Origin of the sequence: Polaromonas sp. YR568, assembly GCF_900116715.1 — a bacterium.
Classification (GTDB): domain Bacteria; phylum Pseudomonadota; class Gammaproteobacteria; order Burkholderiales; family Burkholderiaceae_C; genus Polaromonas.
In genome coordinates, this window is sequence record NZ_FPBM01000005.1 from 200,264 (window position 1) to 226,938 (window position 26,675).

Here is a 26,675-nt window from a genome sequence, read left to right on the forward strand (position 1 = left end):
CTCAGGCTGCGGCAACGACCTTCTGATCAATTGCACCGAATACCGACATCCCATCCTTGCCTTTGGCTTCAATCCGGATGGTGTCGCCGAATTTCATGAATTCGGTTTTGGGCTTGCCGTCTTCGATGGTTTCGATCGCGCGTTTTTCGGCGATGCAGCTGTAGCCGTGGCTCCAGTCCTTGTTGCTGACGGTGCCTGAGCCCACGATGCTGCCGGCGCGCACATTGCGGGTCTTGCAGAGATGGGCGATCAGCTGGCCGAAATGAAAAGTCATCTCGGGGCCGGCCTCGCACATGCCGACCTTGCGGCCGTTCCAGGTGCTTTGCAGGGTCATGTGCAGGCGGCCCTTATCCCAGGCGTCGCCCACTTCGTCCAGCGTCACCGCCACCGGGCTGAAGGCCGTGGCCGGCTTGCTTTGCACAAAACCAAAGCCTTTGGCCAGTTCGTCAGGGATCAGGTTGCGCAGCGAGACATCGTTGGCCAGCATCAACAGGCGCACGCCTTCCAGCGCCTGCGCGGGCGTGGCGCCCATGGGCACGTCGCCGGTGATGACGGCGACTTCCGTTTCAAAGTCGATGCCGAAGTCCTCGCTGGCTACCACCACGTCGTCGCAGGCGCCGATGAAATCGTCGCTGCCGCCCTGGTACATCAGCGGGTCGGTGTAAAAACTCTCGGGCACTTCGGCGTTGCGGGCCTTGCGCACCAGCTCCACATGGTTGATGTAGGCCGAGCCGTCGGCCCACTGGTAGGCGCGCGGCAGCGGCGCCATGCAGCGCGAAGGCTCAAACGGAAACGCGTGCCGCGCCTTGCCGCTGTTCAGCGTCTCATACAGGTCCTGCAGCTGCGGCGACATGAAGTTCCAGTCATCCAGCACATGCTGGAGCCGGCCTGCAATGCCGGTCGCATAATGCGCCGTGGAGAGATCACGCGAAACCACAACGAGCTGGCCGTCGCGGGAAGAGTCTTTGTAAGTGGCAAGTTTCATCGGTATCCTGAGGGGTGCTGTCGGTGTCGCGGCTAGTCGCTGTGAGTCGCTGTAAGCCTGATTGTGCCGTGGCCTTCGTCCTGCTCATTTTTCGGCCCGGTTACGATTCCTTCACCTGCCAACCGGCGGGTAACCCGAAATTCTAGTCAAGCCCTCATGAAAGCCAGCCCAGCCCCTTCCAGCGCCGACCGCAGCAGCCTGCCGCCGCAGCGCGCGGGCATCCAGTCGGTGGAGGTCGGCTTCAGCCTGCTGCAGGTGCTGTCCACCTCGCCCGGCCCGCTGATGCTGCGCGACCTGGCCGCGGCAGCCGGCATGAGCGCAGCCAAGGCCCACCGCTACCTGGTGAGCTTTCAGCGCCTGGGCCTGGTGGCCCAGGACAGCGGCACCACCCGTTACGACCTGGGCCCGGCGGCGCTCAAGCTGGGCTTGGCCGCCCTGTCACGGCTCGACAGCGTGAAGCTTGCCCGCCAGCTTATGCCTGCCCTGATGGCGCAAACCGGCCAGACCCTGGCGCTGGCCGTCTGGGGCAACCAGGGGCCCACGCTGGTGCACTGGGAAGAATCGCCCCAGGCCGTCACCGTCAACCTGCGGCTGGGCGATGTGATGCCGCTGCTCTCATCGGCCACGGGCCTGTGTTTTACGGCGTTCTCGCATCCACGCCTGACAGCCGGCGCCAAATCACCCGGCCGCCTGGCCTTGCTGGTCAAGGATGAGCTGGCACGCAACCAGAAACTGGCGCGCAAGGATGTGCCTGCCAGCATGGCCGAGCTAACCGCCCTACTGGACGAAGTGCGCCTGCGGGGCATGGCCCGCGCCGTCAATACCCTGCTGCCGGGCGTGGCAGGCTTTTGTGCGCCGGTGTTTGACGCCGACGGCCATCTCGCGCTGGGCATGGTGGCGCTCGGCTCGCTGGCAACGTTTGACCCCGAGTGGGACGGCACAGTCGCCCGGCCCCTGGCGGCGGCGGCACGGCAACTTTCCAGCGACCTGGGGTTCAAACAGGGATGAACACCTCCATGGCCGTGCAACCGGCCGGGCAAACCGGTCTTGCGCGCGGCCATGAGTCCGCGCCGCCCTGGCGCGCATTGGCCATGCTGGCGGCGGCGGTGCTGGGCATTCATGCACTGGTGCTCTCGTCTTCGCCGGCGCGATTCGGCCCCGGGCTGGATGGCGCCCAACAGCGCGTTCAGCCCCTGATCACCCGCAGCATCACCCCGCCGCCGGCACAGCCGCCTGCTGCAGCACCCGAATCCGCCCCTGCGAAGCCTCCCACCAAACCTGCGAGGCCAAAACCGCCACCAACCCAGGTAACACCCGAATCCCCTGCCACCAGTTATGTGGCGCCGCCTTCCTCCGACTTGCCTACGCCGGGTGACACCCCCAACGCGCAAGCCGCAGGCAGTGCACCCGCCGAGGACGCAGCCGCCCTTGCCGCCGCATCCGCGGCAAGCGCGCCCGTCGCACCTGCCGGCCCGGTTCAAACGCCGGTGACGGCGGTGGCCCTGCCGGAGAGCGTCAAGCTCGAGTACAAGATGACCGGCAACGCCAGGGGCTTGACCTACCACGCCAACGCCGAGCTGAACTGGCGGCGCGCAGGCGCCCTCTACGACGCGGGCATGCGCGTCAGCGCGCTGTTCCTCGGCTCACGCAGCATGGGGAGCACCGGCGTCGTGGGCCCGGAAGGCCTCGCGCCCATACGCTTTTCCGACAAGTCAAGAACAGAGGTGGCGGCGCATTTTGATTCCGACAAAGGAGAGGTCAGCTTTAGCGCCAACACGCCCACTGTGCCGTGGGTCAAAGGCGCTCAAGACCGGGTCAGCGTTTTCATGCAGCTGGGCGGCATGCTGGCGGGAAACCCGGCCGCGTTCCCCGTGGGCGCAACCATCTCGATGTACACCGTGGGTCCGCGCGACGCCGACACCTGGACTTTTCTGGTGGAGGCCGAAGAGCAGCTCTCCCTGCCCTTTGGCGAACTCGCCACGGTCAAGCTGACACGCCAGCCGCGGCGTGAGTTCGACCAGAAGGTGGAGATCTGGTATGCCCCCTCGCTGGGTTACCTGCCGGTGCGCAACAAAATCACCCAGTCCAACGGGGACTCTATCGACCAGCAACTCAGCGGCCTCAGCAAAGGGTAGCGGCTGAGGGGGCGTGTTGCCAGGCCGCACGGTGAAGCGGCCTTTATGTGTGGTTTTACACGGCGTAGCGGGTCTTTACCGAACGATTGCATGCCGGAGATCCTTTCTCTTGAACTTGGCACTATCGTTGCTATCTGAAGGTAAAGGAACTCACCATGCACATGCTCTACGACTCGGACTCTTTTGCCGTGCTTCAGATCCACGCCAACGCGCCTGAAGAGGCAGCACCCGCCCCGGCTGTGCCGCAACTGGCCCGCCATGGCTTTGAAATCGTCGACAAGCGCTCGGGCAAAGAGGTGTACCTGGATGGCTCCTGGGCCGAAATGTTCCAGCAACGCCTGAGCGCCTGGGCGCAAAACACGCCCACGCAGGAAGAAATCGAAGACACGCTGGAAGGCTACAGCGGGCTGGCCAATACCCCTATCTCATTGCACTAGAAACTACTCGGCGGGTGGGCTTTCGGCCTGCGTCGCCGCGCTGTCCTGGTAAAACCAGCGATACATAGGCTCAGCCAGCACCAAAACGGCAGCCAGCCGCGTGACGTGAAACGCCGTCACCATCGGCACCCCCAGTTGCAGCACTTTGGCCGTGATGGCCATCTCGGCGATACCGCCGGGTGAAGTTCCCAACAGCAAGGTCGCCCAGTGCAGGCTGGTGAATTGCGCCAGCAGCAAGGCAAAACCGGCGCACAGCACGATCATGGCTACTGTGGCCAGCGCCACCGAACCCAGCCAGCGCGGCGCCATGTGCACAAAGCCGCTGGTAAAGCGCACGCCCAGACTGATGCCGATGACAAGTTGCGCGGCATTGGTCATGCCTTGCGGCAGCGCCGACAGCGTTACGCCGCTGGCCGTGAGCAGCAACGACACCACCAGCGCACCGATAAACCAGGGATTGGTGCGCTCCAGCTTCAGCATGACCCAGCAACCGACGCCGGTCAGCAAGGCCAGCAAGGCCAGGCCCGGCAGTTGGACGACGCGCGCGCCGGGCAGCGTGGCATCCAGCCCATGCAACCCCGCCCATTGAAACCCGAAAGGAATGATCAGCGTGACCAGCAGTACCCGCAGGCTGTGCGCCGAGGCAACGAGGTCGGTTTGCGCGCCATGGCGCTCGGCCATCAGCGTCATCTCCGACGCGGCCCCAATCGGCGCGGCAAAGTAGGTCGTGATGCGTGAGAGGCCCGCAACATGCAGGCGCCCAGGGCCGTGATGCACGCGGTAAAGCCACGCACCAAAGGCCAGGCCCAAAGCCAGCGCCCACACGATGTTCAGCGCAATCGCCCACCAGAGGCCCGCCAGCAGCGCCACGACCTGCGGCGTGAAATACAAGCCCAGCGCGCAGCCGATGATCCATTGCCCGCTGTTTCGCAGCGGCGTCCAGCTGGCCGTCGGCCCGCCCAGCATCGACACCACCGCCGTCGCCAGCAAGGGACCGATCATCCACGGCAAGGGGGTGCGCAGCGCGATGCACAGCGCCGCGGCCGCCCAGGCCAGCAACAAAGTCAGGGCAATGCGCGCGGGCAGCGGCTGGACAGCGCGGTGGAAAAAGGAGGGCATGGCAAAACGTCAGGGTCGCAGCAAAACCGCTGGAAGCAGTAGTATCCACGGATGCCATATTTCCCTCCCCCTCGTGCTTTGGCATGCCTGGTCTGCACCGCCGCGATGGCTTTGGCGGGCGGCTGTGCGGGGCGGCCCGAAGCGCCCATCCTGCAGGCGCCGGGCAGCGAAGCCGCGCAGACGTCCGCCCGGCTGGAAGCACTGCTTCCCGCAGACGTGCTGATCCTGGGCGAGCAGCACGACGCCGCTGAACACCAGCACATCGAACAACAGGTGGTCGCCCTTCTGGCGGCCAAAGGCGCGCTGGCGGCCGTGGCCCTGGAGATGGCTGACACGGGCGTCAGCACCTCCGCACTCAATCCCAGCGCCACCGAGCAGCAGGTGCGCAACGCGCTGAACTGGAACGACAAGGGTTGGCCCTGGGCCTCTTACGGTCCCGCCGTGATGAGCGCGGTGCGCGCCGGCGTTCCGGTGCTGGGCGCCAACCTGCCCCGGCCGCTGATGCCGGCCAGCATGGCAGACAGCCAGCTCGACACCCGCCTGCCGGGCCCGGCCCTCAAGGCGCAGCAGCAGCTCATACGCACAGGCCACTGCAACCTGTTGCCGGAAAGCCAGATCACGCCGATGACACGCGTCCAGATTGGCAAGGACATCAGCATGGCCAACACCCTGGCACAGGCGGCCTTGCCGGGCAAGACGGTGCTGTTGCTGGCCGGCAGCGGCCACGCAGACCGCCTGCTTGGCGTGCCGCAGCACCTGCCCTCAGACCTGAAAACCAAAGCCGTGCGGCTGCGCGCGGGGACCGCAGGGGCCGAAAGCCCTGAGGCCTTCGATGCCGTATGGACTACACCTGCGCTTGCCGAGAAGGACTACTGCGCAGGGCTGGACAAAAAGCTCGCGCCCAAGCCCTGAGAACCTGATCAGGCATTGTTGCGAATCGCGTCGGCCACCACATTGACGATGCGGTCAATGTGCTCTTTTTCGACGATATAGGGCGGGCAGATCACGATGTTGTCGGCGGCGGGCCGCACCAGCACACCGTGGTGATAGCACTCCATGAAGATGTCATAAGCGCGTTTGCCCGGCGTGCCGGCAATCGGCGACAGCTCCACCGCACCGGCCAGGCCCAGTGTGCGGATGCCGATCACATTGGGCAGGCCCTTGAAGGCGCTGTGCATCGCGTCGCCCAGCACCTTGCCCATCTGGCCTGCGCGCTCGTACAGCTTTTCTTCTTTCAGCAAATTCAGCGTGGCAATCGCGGCCGCGCAAGCCACCGGGTGGCCCGAATAGGTGTAGCCGTGGAAGAACTCAATGGCATGCTCGGGCGCGCCGCTGTTGGCATTCATCATGCCGTCGTAGATGCGGTCCGAGCAGATCACGCCGCCCAGCGGAATCACGCCGTTGGTCACGCACTTGGCAAAGTTCAGCATGTCGGGCACCACGCCGTAGTAGTCGGCGCCAAAACCCGTTCCCAGGCGGCCAAAGCCGGTGATGACTTCGTCAAAGATCAGCAGGATGCCGTGCTTGTCGCAGATCTCACGCAGGCGCTTGAGGTAGCCCTTGGGCGGCAAATACCAGCCGGCGCTGCCTGCCACCGGCTCTACGATGATGGCAGCCACATTGCTCGGGTCGTGCAGCGGCAGGATGCGGTTTTCCAGCTCCAGCAGCAGGTCTTCCTGCCACACCGGCTCCGCCCCGTTGATGTAGGCGTGGTTGACCGGGTCGTGGATAAAACGCATGTGGTCCACACGCGGCAGCAAGGCCGCGCCGTACACCTTGCGGTTGGCCGGAATGCCGCCCACGCTCATGCCGCCAAAACCCACGCCGTGGTAGCCCTTTTCGCGTCCTATGAAGATATTGCGATGTCCCTCGCCGCGCGCGCGGTGGTAGGCCAGCGCCACCTTCAGCGAGGTGTCGGCCGCCTCGGAGCCTGAATTGCAAAACAGCACCTTGTTGAGGTCGCCGGGGGCCATGCCCGCGATGACTTCAGCGGCCTTGAAAGCCTGGTCGTTGCTGGCCTGGAAGGCGGTCGCGTAATCCAGCGTGTCTAGCTGCTTTTTGATGGCCTCGTTGATCGGCTTGCGGTTGTGGCCGGCGCCCACGCACCAGAGGCTGGAGATACCGTCTATCACCTGCCGGCCGTCATGCGTGGTGAAGTGCATGCCGTCGGCGGCCACAAACACGCGCGGGTCTTTCTTGAAGCTGCGGTTGGGCGTGAAAGGGAGCCAGTGGTGCTCCATGTTGAAGTTCTGGTAAGCCATGGCGTGTCTCCTGTGTCTGAGAGGGGTGTTCTGGCATTCTGGCACTTCCGGGCAGGCGCCGCCCTCACCTGCGACAATTCATCCCCTATGAATCACGCTTATATCCTGACCCTGTCGTGCCCGGACCGTATGGGCATTGTTCATGCCGTCTCCGGTTTCCTGCTGCAAAACGGCGGCAATATTGAAGAAGCCGCGCAGTACAACGACCATGACACGGGCCTGTTTTTCATGCGGGTGCAGTTCGCCTGCGACAAGCTGACGCACGATGAGCTCTCCGGTCAGCTGAAGTCATTCGCAGAAGCTTTCCAGATGAGCTGGAAGCTGCATGCCACCACCCAGCCCATGCGCACCGTCATCATGGTCAGCAAGGAAGGCCACTGCCTCAACGACCTGCTGTTTCGCTGCAAGTCGGGCCTGCTGCCGGTGGAGGTCCGCGCCATCGTCTCCAACCACCGCGAGTTCTACCAGCTGGCCGCCAGCTACAACATCCCGTTTCACCACATCCCGGTCACGGCGGCCACCAAGGCGCAGGCTGAAGCCAAGCAGCTGGAGATCATCGAGTCCGAAGGCGCGGAGCTGGTGGTGCTGGCGCGCTACATGCAGGTGCTCTCCAACGACCTGTGCAAAAAGCTCGCCGGCCGCGCCATCAACATCCACCATTCATTCCTGCCCAGCTTCAAGGGCGCCAAGCCCTACTACCAGGCGCATGACCGCGGCGTGAAGCTGATAGGCGCCACCGCCCACTATGTGACGGCCGACCTGGATGAAGGCCCCATCATTGAACAGGACGTGGCACGCGCCGACCACAGCAAAACCGTGGAAGACCTGACCGCCATGGGCCGCGACACCGAAAGCCAGGTGCTGGCCCGCGCCGTCAAGTGGCACAGCGAGCATCGCGTGCTGCTCAACGGCCACAAGACCGTGATCTTCAAGTAGCCCTCCATGGCCACGCCAGCGCGGATTCCACCGATTCAATGCCTGCTGACATTTGAAGCACTGGCGCGCCTGCGCAGCGTGACGCAGGCGGCCGAAGAACTCTGCGTCACGCCCAGCGCGGTCAGCCACCGCGTCAAGCAGCTCGAACAAATCATCGGCACCAAGCTGTTCGGGCGCGCCGACTTCTCACTGACCACCGAAGGCAGCGAATACCTGGCCCATGTGCGCGAAGGCCTGGCCACGCTGCAGAAGTTTCCGGGCGCGGCCGGGCAAAGCACCACACCCGGCAAACGCAAGCTGCGCCTGGCGGTCACGCCCACCTTTGCGCGCTCCATCCTGATTCCGCGCCTGCGCCAGTTCACCGACGCCTACCCAGAAATCGACCTCACCTTGCAGGTGTCGATTCCGTTGCTGGATGTGGTGGCCGAAGATGCCGACCTCATCGTGCGTTTCGGCACCGGCCGCTATGCGGACCTGGAGCATGTGTGCCTGAGCAAGGACGAAGTCGCGCCGCTGGCATCGCCCGCCTTCGTGCGCGAGCACGGCCCCTTTGAAGCGGCTGAAGACCTGGAAGGCGAGAGCCTGCTGCGCTCACCGCTGGAGCCCTGGCGCACCTGGTTTGCGGCACACAAACTTGATTGGCCCGAGCCCGCCGACGGCTCGCAGTTCAATGACATCGGCCTGATGTGCGATGCGGCCGCGGCCGGCATGGGCATTGCGCTGATACGCCTCAAGCTGGGCGCGCCCTGGCTGGAGAATGGCTCGCTGGTGCGCCTGGGCAGCAATGCCGTCTTTGCCGGCAACGTGCCCAGCCCGCATGCGCACTACCTGTGCTGGCGCACCGGCACCATGGACCGCTGGGAATGCGCGGCTTTTGCCGACTGGCTGCGAAAAAGTTTGGGCTAGGGCCTCAGGGGCGTTGGAATGGAAGCGCCTCTAGGCGGCCACCCGGCCTTGCAAACGCCTTAACGTGATTTCATCTTGTCTGGGCCCCGTCTGGCCCCTGTCTCGAGTTTGCACCTTGCTCAAGGCCTTTTGATCTGTAGCGCATTTTGCGTACGCCAATAGCTTTAGCGAGCCCCAGGCGTCCGACAAGTGGTTTTGCGCCCATGCCGGCTCCTACCTATCATGGGCTGGCCGTGACACCGGGTAACGGTCGGCCAGCGGCACACAGTCAAAAAACCAACTTGTTTAATGAGGGAAATTCTCATGAAGAAACATCAACTAGCTGCTGGTGTGGCCGGCATCCTGCTGTCCATGCTGGCCATCTCACCCGTGGCTCACGCCGAGGGAAAAGCGGCGGCCAGGTCCGTCAAGCCCGGCACCTTCTGCACCATCCAGGACGCCAAGGCGTGCCAGGACGCCGTGACACCCGCGCAAATCCTGTCGCATTTCAAGGCCGGCAACGCACGCTTCGTATCCGGCAAACCGCGCCACCAGAACCACTTGAAGGAAGTCAAGGCCACGGCGGACGGCCAGTTCCCGCTGGCCAGCGTGGTGTCCTGCATAGACTCGCGCGCACCCGCCGAAATCGTGTTCGACCAGGGCATAGGCGATCTCTTCAATGCACGCGTGGCGGGCAACATCGTCAATGAAGACATCCTGGGCAGCCTGGAATTTGCGCACAAGGTCGTGGGCGCCAAACTGCTGGTGGTGATGGGCCACACCAGCTGCGGCGCCATCAAGGGCGCGTGTGACGATGCGCAGTTGGGCAACCTCACCGGCCTGATCGGCAAGATCAAACCGGCCGTGAGCCTGGTCTCCGCTGACATCAAGGACCGTACGTCAAAGAACTACGCCTTCGTCGAGATGGTGGCCGAAAACAATGTGCGCCTCACGGTAGAAACAATCCGCGAGAAGAGCCCCATCCTGCGCGAGATGGAGCAAAAAGGCGAGATCCTGATCGTGGGCGCCATGTATGACGTGAAAACCGGCAAGGTCAAGTTTTATGACACGCCCGGCGCCAGCAAGGCGCCAGGCACCAAATCCTGAGAGCCTGTTGAGGGCCGGACGGATTGCTGGCCCTGCGCCAATTCACCGGCCTGACCCTGGATCGATTGGACGCAGCAAATGTTCATCCCGCCACCCGATGCCGCAGGCATTGGGCGCGGCGTTGGCCGGCCTCGCGCTGGGCGCTACGCCGCTGTAACTGAATGTTAGACTCGCGCGATTCCAACACATAAAACGGGGGGATCGATGCAGGTTTTTCGACTGCTTGTCATTGCTGCAGCCATTTTTCTGACCGGTTGTGCGGCCACCGGCCCCCGGTATGCCGAAGTCGAGGCCAGCTTCCCCAGCTTGCGCCCGGGTTATGGGCGTCTGGTGGTGTACCGCCCGGGCGGCCTCGGAGGGGCAGTCCAGCCGGACATCAAACTCAATGGTGAAGTGATCGGCAAATCACAACCCGAAGGTTTTTTCTTCGTTGACCGCACAGCCGGCAAATACACCGTCAGCGCCCGCACTGAAATCGAAACGAGCCTGGACGCCGAACTGGAGGACGGCCGCACGACCTACGTGCAGACCGGCATCACGATAGGCCTCTTTGTGGGCCACCCCAGTCTGTCCCTTCAAAGCGAGAGCACGGCCGTACAGCAACTGCCCCGCATGGCTTATACCGGTGGAATTCCACTCGTGCCAGGCGCGCCGCGCGCCATTGCCGCGAACAACCCCGCAGGGCGCAGCACCGATGGACGAACCCGCGCATCCAGCCCCGTGACGCTCGACGACCTGAGCGGCCTGCTGCCGCCCGCACGATAAACCGAACGCCCCACGAGGTGCACTGTGAGACTTCAATTCATGCTTCGCGGCATAGGCCTGTTTCTTGTGGGCTGCAATGCCCTTGCGCAAAACTCAGCACCGAGCCCTGAACAGCTCTTCGAGCGCCTGTCACCCAGTATCTGGGTCATCAAGACCTTTGATGATGCGGGAAGACAAATTGCTTCAGGCAGCGCGGTGGTCATTCGGGCCGGCACGCTCATCACCAATTGCCATGTGCTGGCCAAGGCTCGCAAGGTGTCGGTGACACGCGAGAACGTCGCTTACGGCGCCAGCCTGGAACACGCAGACGCCGCGCGCGACCTGTGCCAGATCAAGGTGGCAAATTTCAACGCGCCGGCGGTCACCACGGGGCCTGCGGAAACGCCGAAAGTCGGCTCCCGGGTCTATGCGATTGGAAATCCGCGCGGGCTGGAGCTGACCATCAGCGATGGCCTTCTGTCCGGCATCCGTCGCGCCGACAACGATGAGTTCGTCGCGCTGCAAATCACCGTACCCATTTCGCCCGGTTCCAGCGGCGGCGGCCTTTTCGACGCGCAGGGCCGCCTGATTGGCATCACCACCTTTGCCCTTCGCGATTCACAAAACCTGAATTTCGCCTTGCCGGCCGCCTGGATTGCCGAAGTCCCTGCGCGCGCAGCAGCAGCGCTGGCCGCACGCAATGAACGCAACAAACCCGCCGCGGGTGCCCAGGCAGGAAATGCGCAAGTCTTCGAGTACAGGCTGCGCGACCGGACCACCGGATTGGCGCAGAACATCAGGTACCGGCTGAACCGTGTTGATGGCGACCAGCTGATCTTCAACCAGGGAAGCCGGGTGGAGCGGGCCGGTGGCGAGGTTGTCGCACTCACCAGCGCCATTGCCGGAGAGTATGAGATGGCCATGCCGCCGCGCGGCTGGATCACCAAGACACCGGAACCCGGTCAGACATGGCAGCTTCAGTACGACACCGGGCCACAAACCTACCGAATCAGAATGAACATTACGGCCCGCGCAACGGATGAGTCGACCATGCGCATTGGCGACCGCGAGTTTCGCATCATGCGGGTCGAGTTCAATGGATACACAGAACGGGGAATTCCCATCACTACCGGCGCGGTGTACACCGCCAATGCGTGGTACGCGCCTGAACTTGGCCGCGTCGTGCGATTTGATGCAAAAACGCGTGGCGGAAGCGGCATCAGACTTTTTCTTGTCGATGAGGCGCTGGAACTGGTCGACATCCGCAAGGAGTGACTGAGGGGCGAAGAGCGAAGGGCGGCGCATTGATCCGTTTTCACAAAACACGCGCATTTTCTTCACGCCGCCAGCCGCAGCTTTGCATTAAAGTGCTTTCATCACCGGCAAGAACCGGTTTCATCCCGAAGGCCACCCATGAACGCACCCGCTGAAGCCTGGCAACAACAACCGCTTGAACGCCGTGAACGCCAGGCCCAGGTGGTCGGCGCACTGCAGGCCGTGCTGCCCGGCCACGCCTTGCTCTGGAACAACGAAGACACCACGCCTTATGAATGCGACGGCCTGACGGCCTATCGCCAGCGGCCGCTGGTGGTGGCGCTGCCCGAAACCTATGCGCAGGTGCAGGCCGTGCTCAAGACCTGCCATGCGCTGGACGTGCCGGTGGTGGCGCGCGGTGCGGGCACCGGGCTTTCCGGCGGCGCCATGCCGCACAAGCTGGGCGTCACGCTGTCGCTGGCCAAGTTCAACAAGATCCTCAAACTCGATGCGGCCAGCCGCACGGCAGTCGTGCAGGGCGGCGTGCGCAACCTCGCGATCTCCGAAGCGGCCGCGCCGCTGGGCCTTTACTACGCACCCGACCCGTCCAGCCAGATTGCCTGCACCATAGGCGGCAACGTGGCCGAGAACTCGGGCGGCGTGCACTGCCTCAAATACGGCCTGACGGTGCACAACGTGCTCAAGGTCAAGGGCTTCACTATTGAGGGCGAAGAAGTCGAGTTCGGCAGCGACGCACTCGATGCCGCCGGCTACGATTTGCTGAGCATCATCATCGGCAGCGAAGGCATGCTGGCCGTGACCACCGAGGTCACCGTGAAGCTGGTGCCCAAGCCGCGCCTGGCCCGCTGCATCATGGCCAGCTTTGACGACCTGCGCAAAGCCGGCGACGCCGTGGCCGCCGTGATTGCTGCCGGCATCATTCCTGCCGGCCTCGAAATGATGGACAAGCCGATGACCGCTGCGGTAGAGGACTTTGTGCATGCCGGCTACGACCTCAGCGCCGAAGCAATTTTGCTGTGCGAGAGCGACGGCACACCCGAGGAAGTCGAAGAAGAAATCGGCCGCATGAGCGATGTGCTGCGCCGCTGCGGCGCCACCGCCATCGCCGTGAGTCAGGACGAAGCCGAGCGCCTGCGCTTCTGGAGCGGCCGCAAGAACGCCTTTCCCGCCTCGGGCCGCATCAGCCCCGACTACATGTGCATGGACTCCACCATTCCGCGCAAACGCCTGGCCGACATCCTGCTGGCCATTGCGGAGATGGAGAAAAAATACCAGTTGCGTTGCGCCAATGTGTTCCACGCAGGCGACGGCAATCTGCACCCGTTGATTTTGTTTGATGCCAACGACCCCGACCAGTTGCACCGCTGCGAACTCTTCGGCGCCGACATCCTGGAGACCAGCGTCGCCATGGGCGGGACCGTGACCGGTGAGCACGGCGTGGGCGTGGAAAAACTCAACTCCATGTGCGTGCAGTTTTCCGCTGAAGAGAACGAGCAGATGTTCGGCGTCAAGCGCGCCTTCGACAGCAAAGGGTTGCTTAACCCAGGCAAGGTGATCCCGACGCTGAACCGCTGCGCCGAATACGGAAAAATGCTGGTGCGGGCCGGGCAGATCAAACACCCGGATTTGCCGCGCTTTTAAGCCGGTCTTCAAGCCGCCCATGCGCCCTTCACTTCACCCCATTTCCTCATGACGGCGCTGCGCGGGCTTGCCTGGCTGCTGGTCTTCCAATCCGTCGGTGAACTGCTCTCGCGCGGCTTTTCCCTGCCGTTTCCGGGCCCGGTGATCGGCATGGTTTTGTTGCTGATTGGCCTGCAATCAGAGCTGGTGCGAGGCCCTGTGTCAGTGTGCGCAGACTTCCTGCTCGCGCACCTTTCGTTACTCTTTGTCCCCGTCGGCGTGGGCGTGATGACCCATCTTTCGCTGGTGAGCCAGTACGGCGTGCGCATGTTGCTGGTCGTGGTGGCGTCAACATTGGCCGGTTTGGCGGTCACCGTGCTGACCCTGCACCTGCTGCGGGACCGCGGCGACGCCGCCCCAGAAGGAGCACCGGATGCCTAAATTCGTCGAACTTTGGGTCTACCTGTCGGCCACGCCGCTCTTCGGCCTGACGGCGACGCTGGTGGTCTATGTGCTGGCACAGGCCATGTACGCCCGGCTCGCGCAGGCCCCATGGGCCAATCCCGTGCTGTGGACAGTCGTCTGCCTGGCCGGCGGCCTGCTGGCGACCGGCGTTCCCTACCCCACCTACTTCGCCGGTGCGCAGTTCATCCACTTTTTGCTCGGGCCTGCCGTGGTGGCTCTGGCCTGGCCGCTGTGGTTGCGGCGGGCCGAGTTGCGCCGGCGCTGGGGCCGTTTGCTGCTGGCGGCGCTGGCAGGCGGCATTGCAGCCAGCGGCTCCGCATTGCTGCTGGGATGGGCCTTGGGCCTGCCTTCGGAAGTCACGCTGTCGCTCGCGCCCAAGTCGGTCACCGCGCCGGTGGCCATGGGCATTGCGGAAAAGATAGGCGGCATCCCGGCGCTGGCAGCCGTGTTTGCGGTGGTCACCGGCCTGGTCGGCGCGCTTAGCGGCAAATACCTGTTTGACGCCCTGCGCATTCCCACCAACGCATCGGGGTGGGCCGCACGCGGTTTTGCGCTGGGCACGGTGTCACACGGCCTGGGCGCCGCGCGCGCCTTGCAGGTCAATGCCGATGCGGGCGCCTATGCAGGGTTGGCGCTGGGGCTGCAGGTGGTGCTGGCCTCTGCGCTGATACCGCTGGCGTTTCGCTGGCTTTAACGAGAGAAGAGAAAGAGAAAGCAAACATCCCGCAACCCTTCCTGCCGCGAGCGGCAAAGAATGGGTGCGGGTGCCCAGGCTGGGCAGCGAATGCTGCCGCTTGATTGCTTTTAACTGTCTCCTACACCGCCTGTAAACCGGTTTTCGGCACGCTGGCCGGCTTGGCCGCAGCCAATGCGCCAAACAGGATTTCGCCCGAGAGCTGGCCGCCTTCTTCAATCACCAGCTTGCCGTAGCGAATAATGCCCGTGACCTTGCCGGTGGAATAAATCACCAGCTTCTGGCGCACCGTGAGGTTGCCGTTGAACTCGCCACGGATTTCCGCCACATCGATTTCGGCGGAGCCCTTGAACGCGCCTTGCTCGGCGATCTGGATCACGCGCGAGTCCATGGTGGCTTCGACCAGGCCTTCGACAACCAGGGTGTCGCAGTCGGTGATCTCCACGCCTTTGAGTTTGATGTTGGGGCCTACCGTCAGCTTGCTGCCGCCTTCTTTGGCGGTGCTGGCAGATGGAGAAGCCTCACTCACGGGCTTGGCGGTGTTCTGCTGGCCGGCGCCGGAAAGCGGTGCCGAATGCAAGGTGCTGGCCGAGCCGGTGTTTGCATAGCCGCTTCCGGGGCCATTGCGCAGGCCCGTTGGTGTCTCGTTTTCTCGCTTGCCAAAGAACGGTGTTGCCATGAGAGTTCCTTAAAAAAGAACGCATGGTACGTCTGCGAAAATTTAAAAGCTTCAGTGGCTTGCAAGATAGGTAACGAAATTAATTCTTACATTCACCCGCAGCGGCAATGCATGTGCCTCATGCGATCACACAGCGCGGTGCATGAATGAAGCGAGTGTGTGACTTGTCACCACGTGTCGATAAAGCGGCGTGTGCCTTCTTCGGCCGCGCGCATCGCCCCTGCTGATTGCAGCCCGTGCGCAAGCCAGTCAAGCCGGCGACGGCCCGATTCCGGTGATGAGAAGTGGCCAAGATTCACCAAGCCGAAAACCGCCCGCGCGTGTAGCATGTAGCGCACCATGCAAGCAGACGGCGAATCCCACGGTTTCACGCTTTTTGGCACTGCCATCGGCTGGTGCGCGCTGGTGTGGAACGACCACGGTATCGCAGCGGTGCGCCTGCCCGAAGCCTCGGAAGGCCGCATGCTCTCACGCCTGTATCGGGAGTTCCCACTGCTGGCGCAGGAAGCCCCGCCGCCCGCCATGCAACAGGCCATAACCGCCATGGTCGGCTTGCTCGAAGGCGAAGCCCGCGACCTGCGCTTTTGCAAACTGGACCTGCGCCGCATACCACCATTCAATCGCCGGGTTTATGCAATTGCGCAAGACATCCTGCCGGGCAAGACACGCACCTATGGCGACATCGCCAACGAGCTGGGCGAGCCCCATGCGTCGCGTGCGGTGGGCCAGGCGCTGGGGCACAACCCCTTTCCCATCATCGTGCCCTGCCACCGCGTGCTGGCGGCCGGCGCGCAATCGGGTGGGTTTTCCGCGCCGGGCGGCGTCTCGACCAAGCTGCGCATGCTGCTGATCGAAGGCGCCGAGATCGGCGGCGCGCCCGGCCTGTTTGACCGCGAGCCGCCGCCCGCCGCTTCCTGAAACAATCAGACTCTCCATCACCCCCACAACCCGCCGCGCCAATGACCCCTCTACGCCTTTATTCAGCCCGCCTCAGCATGTTCGGCGCCAAAGTGCAGATCGCCGCATTTGAAAAAGGCATCCCGCTCGATATCGTCATGGTGCCCTTCACCCAGACCGAGGGCTATTCGCCCAAGCACCCCGAGGTCGTGCGCATCAACCCGAAAAAGCAGGTGCCCGTGCTGATCAACGGCGACCTGGAGCTCTTTGATTCGACGCAGATTCTGGAATACCTGGAAGACTTTCAACCCGAGCCCGCGCTCTGGCCGGCCGGCGTTGCCGCCCGCGCGCGGGCCCGCCAGATGGAGCACATGTCGGACGAGGTTTACTTCCCGCACATCATCCGGCTCATGGGCCTGCAGCACGACCTGAGTGACCCGCAGGCCGTCACGGCGATCGCCGGCGCACGGGATTTCTACGCACGGCTTGAAAAGCTTCTGCAGGGTCGCGAGTTCATGATGGAAAGCTTCTCGTTTGCCGACATCGCGCTTTATATGGCGATGCTGTTCGGCGAACGCCAGGGCGCGCCCATCACACCGGCCACGCCACTGCTGCTGGCCTGGCGCGACCGCATGAGCGCCCGGCCTTCGGTGCAAAGCGCGGTGATCCCGATGGCGAAATACCTGCTGTCCGACGGCCGGCCTTTGCCAGCCTTTATGGCCGCCATGTTGCAAGCGGCCTGACGGCAGGGCCCACAGCCGACGTGGGTGCTCGGGGAAAGCCGAGCAAAAACCGGCGCTTTGGCGCACACTGACGGGCCCGGCCACGCCAACAACTCCAAGATGCGGCGGCCGGCACAAAAAGGAGTTCCGTCATGCCCCGCCACACCCCTATCGAGCGTTATCGCAACATCGGCATCAGCGCGCATATTGATGCCGGCAAAACCACCACGACCGAGCGCATCCTGTTCTACACAGGCGTGAACTACAAGATCGGTGAAGTCCATGAAGGCACGGCCACCATGGACTGGATGGAGCAGGAGCAGGAGCGCGGCATCACCATCACTTCGGCAGCGACCACCGCCTTCTGGAAAGGCATGGCCGGCAACTACCCCGAGCACCGCATCAACATCATCGACACCCCGGGCCACGTGGACTTCACCATCGAGGTCGAGCGCTCCATGCGCGTGCTGGACGGCGCGGTCATGGTCTATGACGCCGTGGGCGGCGTGCAGCCGCAATCGGAGACCGTCTGGCGCCAGGCCAACAAATACAAGGTGCCGCGCCTGGCCTTCGTCAACAAGATGGACCGCGTGGGCGCCGACTTTTTCCGCGTGCAGCGCCAGATCAGCGAGCGCCTCAAGGGCGTGGCCGTGCCGGTGCAAATTCCGGTCGGCGCCGAGGACCACTTCCAGGGCGTGGTCGACCTCGTCAAGATGAAAGCCATCATCTGGGACGACACCAGCCAGGGCGTGAAGTTCGAGTATGGCGACATCCCGGCCGACCTGGTGGAGACCGCCAACGAATGGCGCACCAAGATGATTGAAGCCGCCGCCGAAGCCAACGACGAGCTGCTCAACAAGTACCTGTCGGGCGAAGCCCTGAGCGAAGAAGAAATCAAGCGGGGCCTGCGCCAGCGCACGGTCGCCAATGAGATCGTGCCCATGCTCTGCGGCAGCGCCTTCAAGAACAAGGGCGTGCAAGCCATGCTGGACGCGGTGATCGATTACCTGCCTTCGCCGGTGGATGTGCCCGCCATCCTGGGCCACACCGAAGACGACGTGGGCGAGGCCGAACGCCATCCGAGCGACGACGAGCCCTTCTCGGCGCTGGCCTTCAAGATCATGACCGACCCTTACGTCGGGCAGCTGATTTTCTTTCGTGTGTATTCGGGCGTGGTCAAAGCCGGCGACACGGTCTACAACCCCGTCAAGGGCAAGCGCGAGCGCCTGGGCCGCATCCTGCAGATGCATGCCAATGAACGCAATGAGGTCAAGGAAGTGCGCGCGGGCGACATCGCCTCCGCCGTGGGCCTGAAGGAGGCCACCACCGGCGACACCCTGTGCGACCCGGCCCACGTCATCATCCTGGAGAAGATGGTGTTCCCCGAGCCCGTGATTTCACAGGCCGTGGAACCCAAGACCCAGGCCGACCAGGAAAAGATGGGCATTGCCCTGAACCGACTCGCGCAGGAAGACCCATCATTCCGTGTGCACACCGACGAAGAGTCGGGCCAAACCATCATCTCGGGCATGGGCGAGTTGCATCTGGAGATTCTGGTTGACCGCATGAAGCGCGAGTTCAGCGTGGAAGCCAATGTGGGCAAGCCGCAGGTGGCCTATCGCGAGACGATCCGGCAGGCCGTCAACGACGTCGAAGGCAAGTTCATCAAGCAGTCGGGCGGGCGCGGGCAGTACGGCCACGCCGTGCTCAACCTGGAGCCCCAGCCTTCAGGCAAGGGTTATGAGTTTGTCGACGCCATCAAGGGCGGCGTGATCCCGCGCGAATACATTCCGGCGGTCAACAAAGGCATTGTGGAAACACTCAAGGCCGGCGTGCTGGCGGGTTACCCGGTGGTCGACGTCAAGGCCACGCTGGTGTTCGGCTCCTACCATGATGTCGATTCGAACGAAAACGCTTTTCGCATGGCCGGCTCGCTCGCCTTCAAAGAGGCCATGCGCCGCGCCAAGCCGGTGCTGCTGGAGCCAGTGATGGCGGTCGAGGTTGAAATGCCCGAAGACTTCATGGGCAATGTGATGGGCGACCTCTCATCACGGCGCGGCATGGTGCAGGGCATGGAAGACATCGCGGGCGGCGGCGGCAAGCTTGTGCGCGCCGAGGTGCCGCTGTCGGAAATGTTCGGCTACTCCACCACGCTGCGCTCGCTCACGCAGGGCCGCGCGACCTACACCATGGAGTTCAAGCGCTACGCCGAAACCACGGCAGATGTGTCCGCGGCCATCATTCGCGGCAAAAGCAGCTAGACGGCTAGGCGCCGGGGCGGCGCATGCGCCACAATGCCGGCATGAAGCATCTACCCCTGATCGAGTTGACCCGAGGCGGCACGCTGGAGTGCCAGCACCTGGGCTCCGTGGCCGTAGTCAACACGCAGGGGCGGCTGCTCGCCCATGTAGGCGACCCGCACTGGCTGACCTTCTCGCGCTCCACGCTCAAGGCCTTGCAGGCCCTGCCCTTTATGGAAGCCGGCGGGCCCGCGCAGTTTGGCTTCAGCACACGGCAGGTGGCGATGATGTGCGCCAGCCATAACGGTGAGGCCATGCATGTGACCGAGACCCAGGGCATGCTCGACAAAGCCGGGCTCACCTACAAAGCGCTGCGCTGCGGCTGCCATGTGCCCGGCATCTTCAGCTACCTCGACAAGGCGCCACCGCCCGGCCTGGAGTTTGACGAGCGCCACAACAACTGCAGCGGCAAGCACGCCGGCTTTCTGGCCTACTGCGTACAACAAGGCCTGAGCCTGGACGACTACATCGCGCCCGAACACCCGCTGCAAAAGGCGATACGCCGCGACGTTGCCCGCGCCGCAGGCATGGACGCCAATGATTTCAAGATGGGCATAGACGGCTGCTCAGCGCCCAACTACGCATTACCGCTGGCCAACCTGGCCCGCGCTTACGCACGGCTGGCCAGCGGGACGCGCGACGGCGAATTCGGCGCCAGCTTTTCAGCCCTCAGCGAAGCCATGACTGCGCACCCGGAACTCGTATCCGGCACAGGCCGCAACGACCTGGCCTTCATGCGTGCAGGCCGCGGCGACTGGGTCACCAAGATAGGCGCCGACGGCGTGCAGGTGGTGGGCAGCAAATCGCGCGGCGAAGCAGTGGCGCTGAAGATCATCGATGCCAACAAAGTGGCGTCACATGCGGCGACAGTGGAAGTGCTGGATCAACTGGGCTGGCTGGACGACGCCCAACGGGCAGAACTTGCGCCGTGGCGAGCCCAGGAAATTGTGAATGCGCGAGGCCTGCTAGTCGGAGAGAGGCGGCCGGCTTTTCTGCTGCAAACCGGGGGTTAACCGCCTTCCGCGACCCCTTCCCGCTCTCGCCCCCCGTTCGAGCTGAGCTTGTCGAAGCGTTGTGGCGCTCCGGCGGTAGGTTTTTTTGCCGAAGGTTGCTGGCCCGGGGGTTACCCCGCGGCGACTCCCCGCCCCGGAACCCAAAACACCGCCGCCCTCGAAACAAGCACGGCTTCGACAGGCTCAGGCCGAACGGAGGGGAGAAGGCGGCGATAAACATCAAAGCCCTGCACGGCCAAAGCGCGCCTCCGGCAAGGTGTGGAGGGATTTATCCCAATCCAGCACGACACGCCGACCGGGGGTAATTGGGTACCTCAGCAAAGAACGTCAATTTACCCACAAGACGACCACAAATAACTTCAGGTCCTGGACACACAGAGGCATTCGTAAGTTATTGGTAGCGCGCCGTCCACCAAAATTCAGCAAGAAAGCACATTCTTCCGATTGATCTCACCTGCAGTGGCCCGCTGGGATACCAGCGTCGCAACTCCGTAGCTGTCGTCATAGAGGGGGGTGAGAGTGCGGAGTGGCGCAGAGGTGGCCCGCTTTTCGACTGCAAGCCGGAAGCTGGGCCTGTCAAAGCAGCTGTTGTTTCTAACGCTGTGCCATTTGATGAGGACTGCCAGCCGCTTCTCCAACTCCTGCGGTCGAATCCACGGAGCGTCACTCCAGTTTTCTTCCGATGTGATTCAACTTTTGCCTCGGTAGTGAAATTTCACTACCGGCAAGCGAGCAGCACTTTCCACACCAGGAATCCAGATAAAGATGTCAGCTACTGTTGCCAACTCTGCCTATAGTTTCACCCTGCGCCAGGTAACGCCGCGTGACGAACTGGTGTTCAAATCCGCCGTGCGCCTGCTGCAGGGCAAGACCTGCCATCAGTGGATTTACACCGATGATCGCCAGGCTGCCGATCTGGTGGTGCAGGGGGATTGTCTTTCCGACCGGGCGCCGCGCATGGAAGACCTGATCGCCTGCGATACGCTGCGTATCAGTGCAACGGCGCCGGAGGGTTTTGAGGGCCTGTCGCTGCCGCTTCGCATTGACAAAGTACTGCTCCATCTCGACAAAGCCGGAAGGCAAATCGACAAACGCGAAGCGGCTCGCAGGCCCGTCGCCCAAACCGCTCTTACCCCGCTGGCGAAAACGAACCAGCATGATCGAACGCCGACAAACGCGCGAGTAGCGCTCATCCGCTGGCCCGAGGCGGCCCTGCTGCAACGCGATACCCGCTATCTCAAGCTAGCCACCATACTGACTGGCCAGCCCGCGAGCATCGCCGAGCTTGCCGCTCGCACCCAATTTTCCATCCAGCTTTGCCGGGGTTTTGTCGACGCCCTCAAAGCCTGCCAGCTGGTGCGCGTGCTGGACGACCAACGCAAGCTGAAGATGCCCGCGCAAACCTCTACCGATAGCCGTAAACCGGCATCTCCCCCGCCGGGGCTGGTCGCCCGCATTCGCTCCCGCCTGGGAATGTTCACCGGATCTGCGGTACCGAAATGACCGAATACAAAATATTGCTCACCGGCACGACCGGGGCTGGGAAGACAACAGCGATCGCGGCTATCAGCGAGACCGCGCCGGTCCGCACCGATGTGCGCAACAACGACCGCGCCTTCGCCAAGGCCACCACCACCGTGGGGCTGGACTACGGCGAGCTCACGCTCGACAACGGCGACAAGCTGCGGCTTTACGGCACGCCCGGACAGGAGCGCTTTCACTTCATGTGGAGCATCCTGGCCAGGGGTGCGCTGGGGCTGGTCGTGCTTATCGACAACACCCGGCCCGACCCGCTGGCCGACCTCGCGGTCTACCTCAAGGGTTTCAACAGCCTTATCCACGAGACCGCCTGCGTCGTAGGCATCGGCCGCATGGATACCCACCCGCAGCCCGACCTGGGTGCTTATTCCGAGGCCTTGCATTGCGCAGGTGTGCTTTGCCCGCTGGTGCCGGTAGATGTGCGCGATCAGTCCCAGGTGCTGATGCTGATGGACCTGCTGCTGACCCAGTTTGAAAGCAAGCTGCAGGCCCCCTTGCCTGAAATCGCGGTGCAGCTGCATGACTCCGGCCCTTCACCTCTTTCTACTTGAATGCTTCACCATGAATCTGTCGCCGCACTTGACCTTGCTTGCTGAAAAGACACTCGAAACCCTGATGGAACAGGTGCGGGGCGCTGTCTCGGCCGTGCTCTCTACCGCTGACGGCTTTGATGTCGCCTCGCGTGCCGACGATGCCGCACAGGGTGCACGCCTGGCGGCCATGGCCAGCTCGATTGCCGCCATCTGCACAGTGATAGGCGAGGAAAGCCAGATCGGCGAGCACCACAGCATCGCCATCGAGTCGAAAACGGGCTATGTGGTGATGGTGCATGTGACCCACCCCGCCAACCCCCTGATCCTCAACCTGGTGGCTGACAAGACGGCGGTACTGGCGCAGATGATTTATTTCGCCAAGCAGACGGCTTCCCAGTTGAGTGAGGCATGGGCGTGAGTTCATTGGCTGTCGGAGATATCCACGCGCTTGCCGCGTTCGACGGCATCCAGGGCTGTTCGCTGGTGGTGAGCGAATCGGGCCTGGTGATTCAGGCTGCCGGGGAATTCCCGGACGTTGAGTACCTGAGCGAAGCCGCTGTGGAGTTCTGGCGCGTTTACACCCGCCAGCACGAATACTTCGAAGCGCTGGGCAAGCTCAACCTGATCATGATGGCCTTCCAGAAGGGCTGGCTGGCCGTAACCTGGTGCGCCAGCGACCCCACTTTGCTGCTGGTGGCAGTCGCACGCAGCCAGTCGGTGGACTGGCCCGGCTGGTTACGCCGGGCACGTATGTCTGCCCCGCCTGAGAGGCCTGAAGCAACGAATTGACGCCTTACAAGGCTCCACAAATTCTGCAGTGCTGCGCAGCTGCTCAATTCTTTTAACAACGCGCGAAGGAAGAACTGATGACTACTATTAAACAATCACTGGAAGAAATTCTGAGCCTGGACGGCGCCCTCTGTGCCGCTGTCGTCGACTCGTCGAGCGGCATGATCATGGGGCAGATCGGCAGCGGTGTGGACCTGGAAGTGGCTGCCGCCGGCAATACCGAGGTGGTCCGCGCCAAGCTCAAGACCATGCGTTCGCTAGGTCTGAATGACGTGATCGAGGACATTCTCATCACCCTGGGCAAGCAATACCACCTGATCCGCCCGATGGCGCGCAACGAAGGCGTGTTCATTTACGCCGTGCTGGAAAAAACCAAGTCCAACCTGGCGCTTGCTCGCCGTAAGGTTCTGGAGGTCGAGAAAGACTTGTTCATCTGATCAGAAGCGCCGTAGCGGCAGGTGTACCTACCTCCTGCCGCGCGACAAGGCGCTGCTACGGAAGGCCTGCCAACTACCCCGTTCGGGTTGATGGAGCGGAGGAAATCACCCCCCGCCAGCCAACAAAGCCGCGTTCCCTCCCGCAGCAGTCGTATTCACCGTCACCGTCTGCTCGGCACAGAACCGGTAAAGATAATGCGGCCCCCCAGCCTTGGGGCCAGTCCCGGAGAGCCCCTCTCCACCAAACGGTTGCACCCCCACCACCGCGCCAATCATGTTGCGATTCACATAAATATTGCCCACATGCGCCGCAGCAGCCAGGCCCTGCGCACGTGAATCGATACGGGTCTGTATACCCAGCGTGAGGCCGTAACCCAGCGCATTGATCTGCGCGATCACCGCTTCCGGGTCTTTCAGATCGCCACTACCCCAGCGCACCACCTGCAATACGGGGCCGAAGATTTCGTCTTTCACTTCAGCCAGGCTGCGCACCTCATAGGCCGCCGGCGGGATCAGGTTCGCCGTTAAGTCAGAAGCCGCTTGCGCCCGTTCTGCGCGGCTGACAAGCACTTTTGCGCTTGAACCCAGGCGCTGCAAATGCTTCTGGATGTTGTCATACGCCTCGCGGTCTATCACCGGGCCTACGTCAGTAGCCAGGTCTGCCGTTTCGCCCACCACCAGCTCCTGGGCCGCGCCCTTGATCATCTCGATCACGTGGTCGGCAATGCCTTCGTGCACGCACAGCAGGCGCAATGCGGAGCAGCGCTGGCCGGCGCTGCGGAAGGCGCTTTGCACCACCGCGTCGGCCACCTGCTCGGGCAGGGCCGTGCTGTCGACCAGCATGGCGTTGATGCCGCCGGTCTCTGCGATCAGCGGGACGATGGGGCCGTCTTTCGCGGCCAGCGCGCGGTTGATGATTTTGGCGACCTGGGTGGAGCCGGTGAACACCACGCCGGCGACCAGCGGCGCGGCCACCAATGCAGCGCCCACGGTCTCGCCGGGGCCGTGGGCCAGTTGCAGCGCGCCTTCGGGCACGCCGGCTTCGTGCAGCAGCTTCACGGCTTCCAACGCCACACCGGGTGTTTGCTCGGCCGGCTTGGCGATCACCGCATTACCCGTGGCCAGCGCAGCCGCCACCTGGCCGGTGAAGATGGCCAGCGGGAAATTCCAGGGGCTGATGCAGACCCACACACCGCGTGCCGTCAGGCGCAGCTCGTTGGTTTCACCGGTCGGGCCGGGCAGCGCCACCGGCTGCATGATGCGTTCGGCTTCGTTGGCGTAATAGCGCAAGAAGTCCACCGCTTCGCGCACTTCCGACACCGCGTCGCCCCAGGTCTTGAAGGCTTCTTTCACCAGCAGCGCGCAGAACTTCGGCGTCTGCTGCTCCATCGCATCGGCGGCGCGGCGCAGGATGGCGGCGCGCTCTGCCACCGGCGCCTTGCTCCATTTTTGATAGCTGCTTACGCCCTTGGTGACTGCCTTGGCGGCCAATTTAGCATCAAACTCTGACACCACAGGCACAGGGGTGGATGCCAGCGCGGCCAGCAGCGGTGCGCGCATGCTTTGCACCGTCAAATCCAGCCCCAGGCTGTTGGGCCGGCCAGGGCCGTAGAGCGCGGGCGGCAGCGGCAAGGACGATTCCGGCTCCAGGCGCAGCGGCGAGGTCAGCAGTTCGCCCATGCCCACCGACTCGTCGGCCAGCTGGTGCACAAAGGACGAATTGGCGCCGTTCTCCAGCAGGCGGCGCACCAGGTATGCCAGCAGGTCGCGGTGCGCACCGACGGGTGCATACACGCGGCAGCTGATCAGCGGGTTCTTCAGCACCTCGCGGAACACGCCCTCGCCCATGCCGTGCAGGCGTTGCAACTCAAACGGCACCGCGTTGCGCGACGCCATCTGCAAAATCGCGGCGATGGTCGCGGCGTTGTGGCCGGCAAACTGCGGGTAGATCGCATCGGGCGCGGCCAGCAGCGCCTGCGCGCAAGCCAGGTAAGACACATCGGTGTGGTGCTTGTGGGTGAACACCGGGTAGTGCGGCAGGCCCATCTCCTGCGCGCGCTTGATCTCCGAATCCCAGTACGCGCCCTTCACAAGCCGGCACATCAGGCGCAGCTTGTATTTGCGGCCAATGGCGGCGATGTGGCCGATCAACTCCAGCGCGCGGGTCTGGTAAGCCTGCATGGCCAGGCCAAAGCCCTGCCACTGCGGATGGTGCTGCGCCACCAAAGCGGCCAGCGCTTCAAACACGTCCAGCGACAACTCCAGCCGGTCAACCTCTTCGGCATCAATCGTGAGGTTGATATTGGCGCGGGCCGACAGCTCGCACAGCCCCCACACGCGCGGCACCAGCTCGGCCATCACGCGCTCGCGCTGGGCGTCTTCGTAGCGTGGGTGCAGCGCGCTGAGCTTGATGGAGATGCCGTCATTCTTCTCGGTAGCCCCCGTCGGGCTTGCGCCGGCGGCGATGGATTGAATCGCGTGGGTGTAGCTGGCCAGGTAGCGCAGCGCGTCGGCGTCGGTGCGCGCGCCTTCGCCCAGCATGTCGTAGCTGAAGCGCAGGTTGGGAATCTTTTTGCGGGAGTCATCGGCTTCAGCCATGGCATCGGCAATCGTCTGGCCCAGCACAAACTGCCGGCCCAGCAACTGCACCGCGCGCAAGGTGGCCGCCACCACGGTCCGCGCGCCCAGCTTGCTCATGAGGTTGGGCTGGCCGCCTTCGGGCAAAAACATCTTGGACATAGCAATCGCCGAGGCCGACAGCCGTGCCATTACGCCGTCACCGGCGCCTTCAAAGTCAGCGCGGCCCAGCTGGTCGGCGGTGAGGGCAATCGCGGTTTCGGCGTCAGGCACACGCAGCAGCGCTTCAGCCAGCCGCATCAGCGCCAGGCCCTCGGCGCTGGAGATCGGGTATTCCTTGAGCAGGCTTTCCATCGCCCAGAAGGGTGGTGGGTTGTCGCGCACCGCCTGCACCCAGGGCTGGGCGGAATGCGCCGCCGCCGCCCAGTCCAGCGCGCCGGCCAGGCCTTGCAGGTGGCCGGCCACGATTTCGGATTCAGGGCGATAGGGGAACGGCAAGCGGGGGGAAACTGACATCAGGGGCTCC

The 26,675-nt window shown here is 63.6% G+C and carries 26 protein-coding genes; 21 read left to right on the forward strand and 5 right to left on the reverse strand.

Annotated features, from left to right (window positions below; translation table 11 throughout):
• Position 1: 1 nt before the first annotated feature.
• Positions 2–985, reverse strand: a complete 984-nt coding sequence (locus BM408_RS12920) for a fumarylacetoacetate hydrolase family protein (RefSeq protein ID WP_092130274.1) — start codon at positions 983–985, stop codon at positions 2–4.
• A 198-nt stretch (positions 986–1,183) separates the two neighbouring features.
• Between BM408_RS12920 and BM408_RS12925 the strand changes: the two genes are divergently transcribed.
• From BM408_RS12925 to BM408_RS12935, 3 genes are all read left to right on the forward strand, one after another.
• The gene (locus tag BM408_RS12925; RefSeq protein WP_092130400.1) at positions 1,184–1,993 is read left to right on the forward strand and encodes an IclR family transcriptional regulator; all 810 of its coding nucleotides are present in this window, start codon (positions 1,184–1,186) and stop codon (positions 1,991–1,993) included.
• The gene (locus BM408_RS12930; RefSeq protein ID WP_092130275.1) at positions 1,990–3,120 is read left to right on the forward strand and encodes a DUF3108 domain-containing protein; all 1,131 of its coding nucleotides are present in this window, start codon (positions 1,990–1,992) and stop codon (positions 3,118–3,120) included. Before BM408_RS12925 ends, BM408_RS12930 begins: the two co-directional genes overlap by 4 nt.
• A 155-nt stretch (positions 3,121–3,275) precedes the next feature.
• The gene (locus tag BM408_RS12935) at positions 3,276–3,557 is read left to right on the forward strand and encodes a BTH_I0359 family protein (RefSeq protein WP_092130276.1); all 282 of its coding nucleotides are present in this window, start codon (positions 3,276–3,278) and stop codon (positions 3,555–3,557) included.
• 3 nt (positions 3,558–3,560) lie between these two features.
• Here the strand turns inward: BM408_RS12935 and BM408_RS12940 are convergent, their stop codons facing one another.
• Positions 3,561–4,676, reverse strand: a complete 1,116-nt coding sequence (locus BM408_RS12940) for an AbrB family transcriptional regulator (protein ID WP_092130277.1) — start codon at positions 4,674–4,676, stop codon at positions 3,561–3,563.
• A 105-nt stretch (positions 4,677–4,781) separates the two neighbouring features.
• On the opposite strand from BM408_RS12940, the gene BM408_RS12945 reads away from it, so the two are divergent.
• Positions 4,782–5,588 carry a ChaN family lipoprotein gene (locus tag BM408_RS12945; RefSeq protein ID WP_092130278.1) on the forward strand — a complete coding sequence of 269 codons (807 nt, stop codon included), beginning with the start codon at positions 4,782–4,784 and terminating at the stop codon, positions 5,586–5,588.
• A gap of 8 nt (positions 5,589–5,596) precedes the next feature.
• Here the strand turns inward: BM408_RS12945 and BM408_RS12950 are convergent, their stop codons facing one another.
• On the reverse strand, positions 5,597–6,937 hold the full coding sequence (locus BM408_RS12950) for an omega-aminotransferase AptA (protein WP_092130279.1): 1,341 nt from the start codon (positions 6,935–6,937) through the stop codon (positions 5,597–5,599).
• An 87-nt stretch (positions 6,938–7,024) separates the two neighbouring features.
• Here BM408_RS12950 and purU point away from each other — a divergent pair, with 87 nt between their 5' ends.
• The 8 genes from purU to BM408_RS12990 all read left to right on the forward strand — a co-directional run bounded on the left by purU (position 7,025) and on the right by BM408_RS12990 (position 14,663).
• Positions 7,025–7,873, forward strand: a complete 849-nt coding sequence (purU, locus tag BM408_RS12955) for a formyltetrahydrofolate deformylase (RefSeq protein ID WP_092130280.1) — start codon at positions 7,025–7,027, stop codon at positions 7,871–7,873.
• A 6-nt stretch (positions 7,874–7,879) separates the two neighbouring features.
• On the forward strand, positions 7,880–8,779 hold the full coding sequence (locus tag BM408_RS12960; RefSeq protein WP_092130281.1) for a LysR substrate-binding domain-containing protein: 900 nt from the start codon (positions 7,880–7,882) through the stop codon (positions 8,777–8,779).
• Between the two features lie 303 nt (positions 8,780–9,082).
• On the forward strand, positions 9,083–9,865 hold the full coding sequence (locus BM408_RS12965; RefSeq protein WP_175541776.1) for a carbonic anhydrase family protein: 783 nt from the start codon (positions 9,083–9,085) through the stop codon (positions 9,863–9,865).
• Positions 9,866–10,069: 204 nt separating this feature from the next.
• A complete protein-coding gene (locus BM408_RS12970) occupies positions 10,070–10,630 on the forward strand; it encodes a DUF2846 domain-containing protein (RefSeq protein WP_092130282.1) in 561 nt (186 codons plus the stop codon).
• Positions 10,631–10,669: 39 nt separating this feature from the next.
• On the forward strand, positions 10,670–11,884 hold the full coding sequence (locus tag BM408_RS12975; RefSeq protein ID WP_092130283.1) for a S1C family serine protease: 1,215 nt from the start codon (positions 10,670–10,672) through the stop codon (positions 11,882–11,884).
• Between the two features lie 138 nt (positions 11,885–12,022).
• Positions 12,023–13,525 carry an FAD-linked oxidase C-terminal domain-containing protein gene (locus BM408_RS12980; RefSeq protein WP_092130284.1) on the forward strand — a complete coding sequence of 501 codons (1,503 nt, stop codon included), beginning with the start codon at positions 12,023–12,025 and terminating at the stop codon, positions 13,523–13,525.
• 48 nt (positions 13,526–13,573) lie between these two features.
• Positions 13,574–13,945, forward strand: coding sequence for a CidA/LrgA family protein (locus BM408_RS12985; protein ID WP_092130285.1), 372 nt, complete (start codon positions 13,574–13,576; stop codon positions 13,943–13,945).
• On the forward strand, positions 13,938–14,663 hold the full coding sequence (locus tag BM408_RS12990; protein ID WP_092130286.1) for an LrgB family protein: 726 nt from the start codon (positions 13,938–13,940) through the stop codon (positions 14,661–14,663). Before BM408_RS12985 ends, BM408_RS12990 begins: the two co-directional genes overlap by 8 nt.
• Positions 14,664–14,784: 121 nt before the next feature.
• Here the strand turns inward: BM408_RS12990 and BM408_RS12995 are convergent, their stop codons facing one another.
• Positions 14,785–15,342 carry a bactofilin family protein gene (locus BM408_RS12995; protein WP_092130287.1) on the reverse strand — a complete coding sequence of 186 codons (558 nt, stop codon included), beginning with the start codon at positions 15,340–15,342 and terminating at the stop codon, positions 14,785–14,787.
• A 339-nt stretch (positions 15,343–15,681) separates the two neighbouring features.
• Here BM408_RS12995 and BM408_RS13000 point away from each other — a divergent pair, with 339 nt between their 5' ends.
• From BM408_RS13000 to BM408_RS13040, 9 genes are all read left to right on the forward strand, one after another.
• Complete coding sequence (locus BM408_RS13000) at positions 15,682–16,260, forward strand: methylated-DNA--[protein]-cysteine S-methyltransferase (protein WP_092130288.1); 579 nt, start codon at positions 15,682–15,684, stop codon at positions 16,258–16,260.
• A 41-nt stretch (positions 16,261–16,301) separates the two neighbouring features.
• Positions 16,302–16,982, forward strand: coding sequence for a glutathione S-transferase family protein (locus BM408_RS13005; RefSeq protein ID WP_092130289.1), 681 nt, complete (start codon positions 16,302–16,304; stop codon positions 16,980–16,982).
• Positions 16,983–17,113: 131 nt separating this feature from the next.
• On the forward strand, positions 17,114–19,222 hold the full coding sequence (gene fusA / locus BM408_RS13010; protein ID WP_092130290.1) for an elongation factor G: 2,109 nt from the start codon (positions 17,114–17,116) through the stop codon (positions 19,220–19,222).
• A gap of 41 nt (positions 19,223–19,263) precedes the next feature.
• Positions 19,264–20,274 carry an asparaginase gene (locus BM408_RS13015; RefSeq protein ID WP_092130402.1) on the forward strand — a complete coding sequence of 337 codons (1,011 nt, stop codon included), beginning with the start codon at positions 19,264–19,266 and terminating at the stop codon, positions 20,272–20,274.
• A gap of 765 nt (positions 20,275–21,039) precedes the next feature.
• Positions 21,040–21,777 carry a hypothetical protein gene (locus BM408_RS13020; RefSeq protein WP_092130291.1) on the forward strand — a complete coding sequence of 246 codons (738 nt, stop codon included), beginning with the start codon at positions 21,040–21,042 and terminating at the stop codon, positions 21,775–21,777.
• On the forward strand, positions 21,774–22,364 hold the full coding sequence (locus tag BM408_RS13025; RefSeq protein WP_092130292.1) for a GTP-binding protein: 591 nt from the start codon (positions 21,774–21,776) through the stop codon (positions 22,362–22,364). Before BM408_RS13020 ends, BM408_RS13025 begins: the two co-directional genes overlap by 4 nt.
• Positions 22,365–22,374: 10 nt before the next feature.
• Positions 22,375–22,764 (forward strand): roadblock/LC7 domain-containing protein, encoded by a 390-nt coding sequence (locus BM408_RS13030; protein WP_092130293.1) that lies wholly within the window; start codon positions 22,375–22,377, stop codon positions 22,762–22,764.
• Positions 22,761–23,135, forward strand: coding sequence for a hypothetical protein (locus BM408_RS13035; protein ID WP_139237343.1), 375 nt, complete (start codon positions 22,761–22,763; stop codon positions 23,133–23,135). The genes BM408_RS13030 and BM408_RS13035 overlap by 4 nt, the downstream gene beginning before the upstream one ends.
• 77 nt (positions 23,136–23,212) lie before the next feature.
• Entirely contained in the window at positions 23,213–23,572 is a 360-nt protein-coding gene (locus tag BM408_RS13040) for a hypothetical protein (protein ID WP_092130295.1), read from the forward strand.
• Positions 23,573–23,677: 105 nt separating this feature from the next.
• Here the strand turns inward: BM408_RS13040 and BM408_RS13045 are convergent, their stop codons facing one another.
• Complete coding sequence (locus BM408_RS13045) at positions 23,678–26,665, reverse strand: L-glutamate gamma-semialdehyde dehydrogenase (RefSeq protein ID WP_092130296.1); 2,988 nt, start codon at positions 26,663–26,665, stop codon at positions 23,678–23,680.
• Between the last annotated feature and the right edge of the window lie 10 nt (positions 26,666–26,675).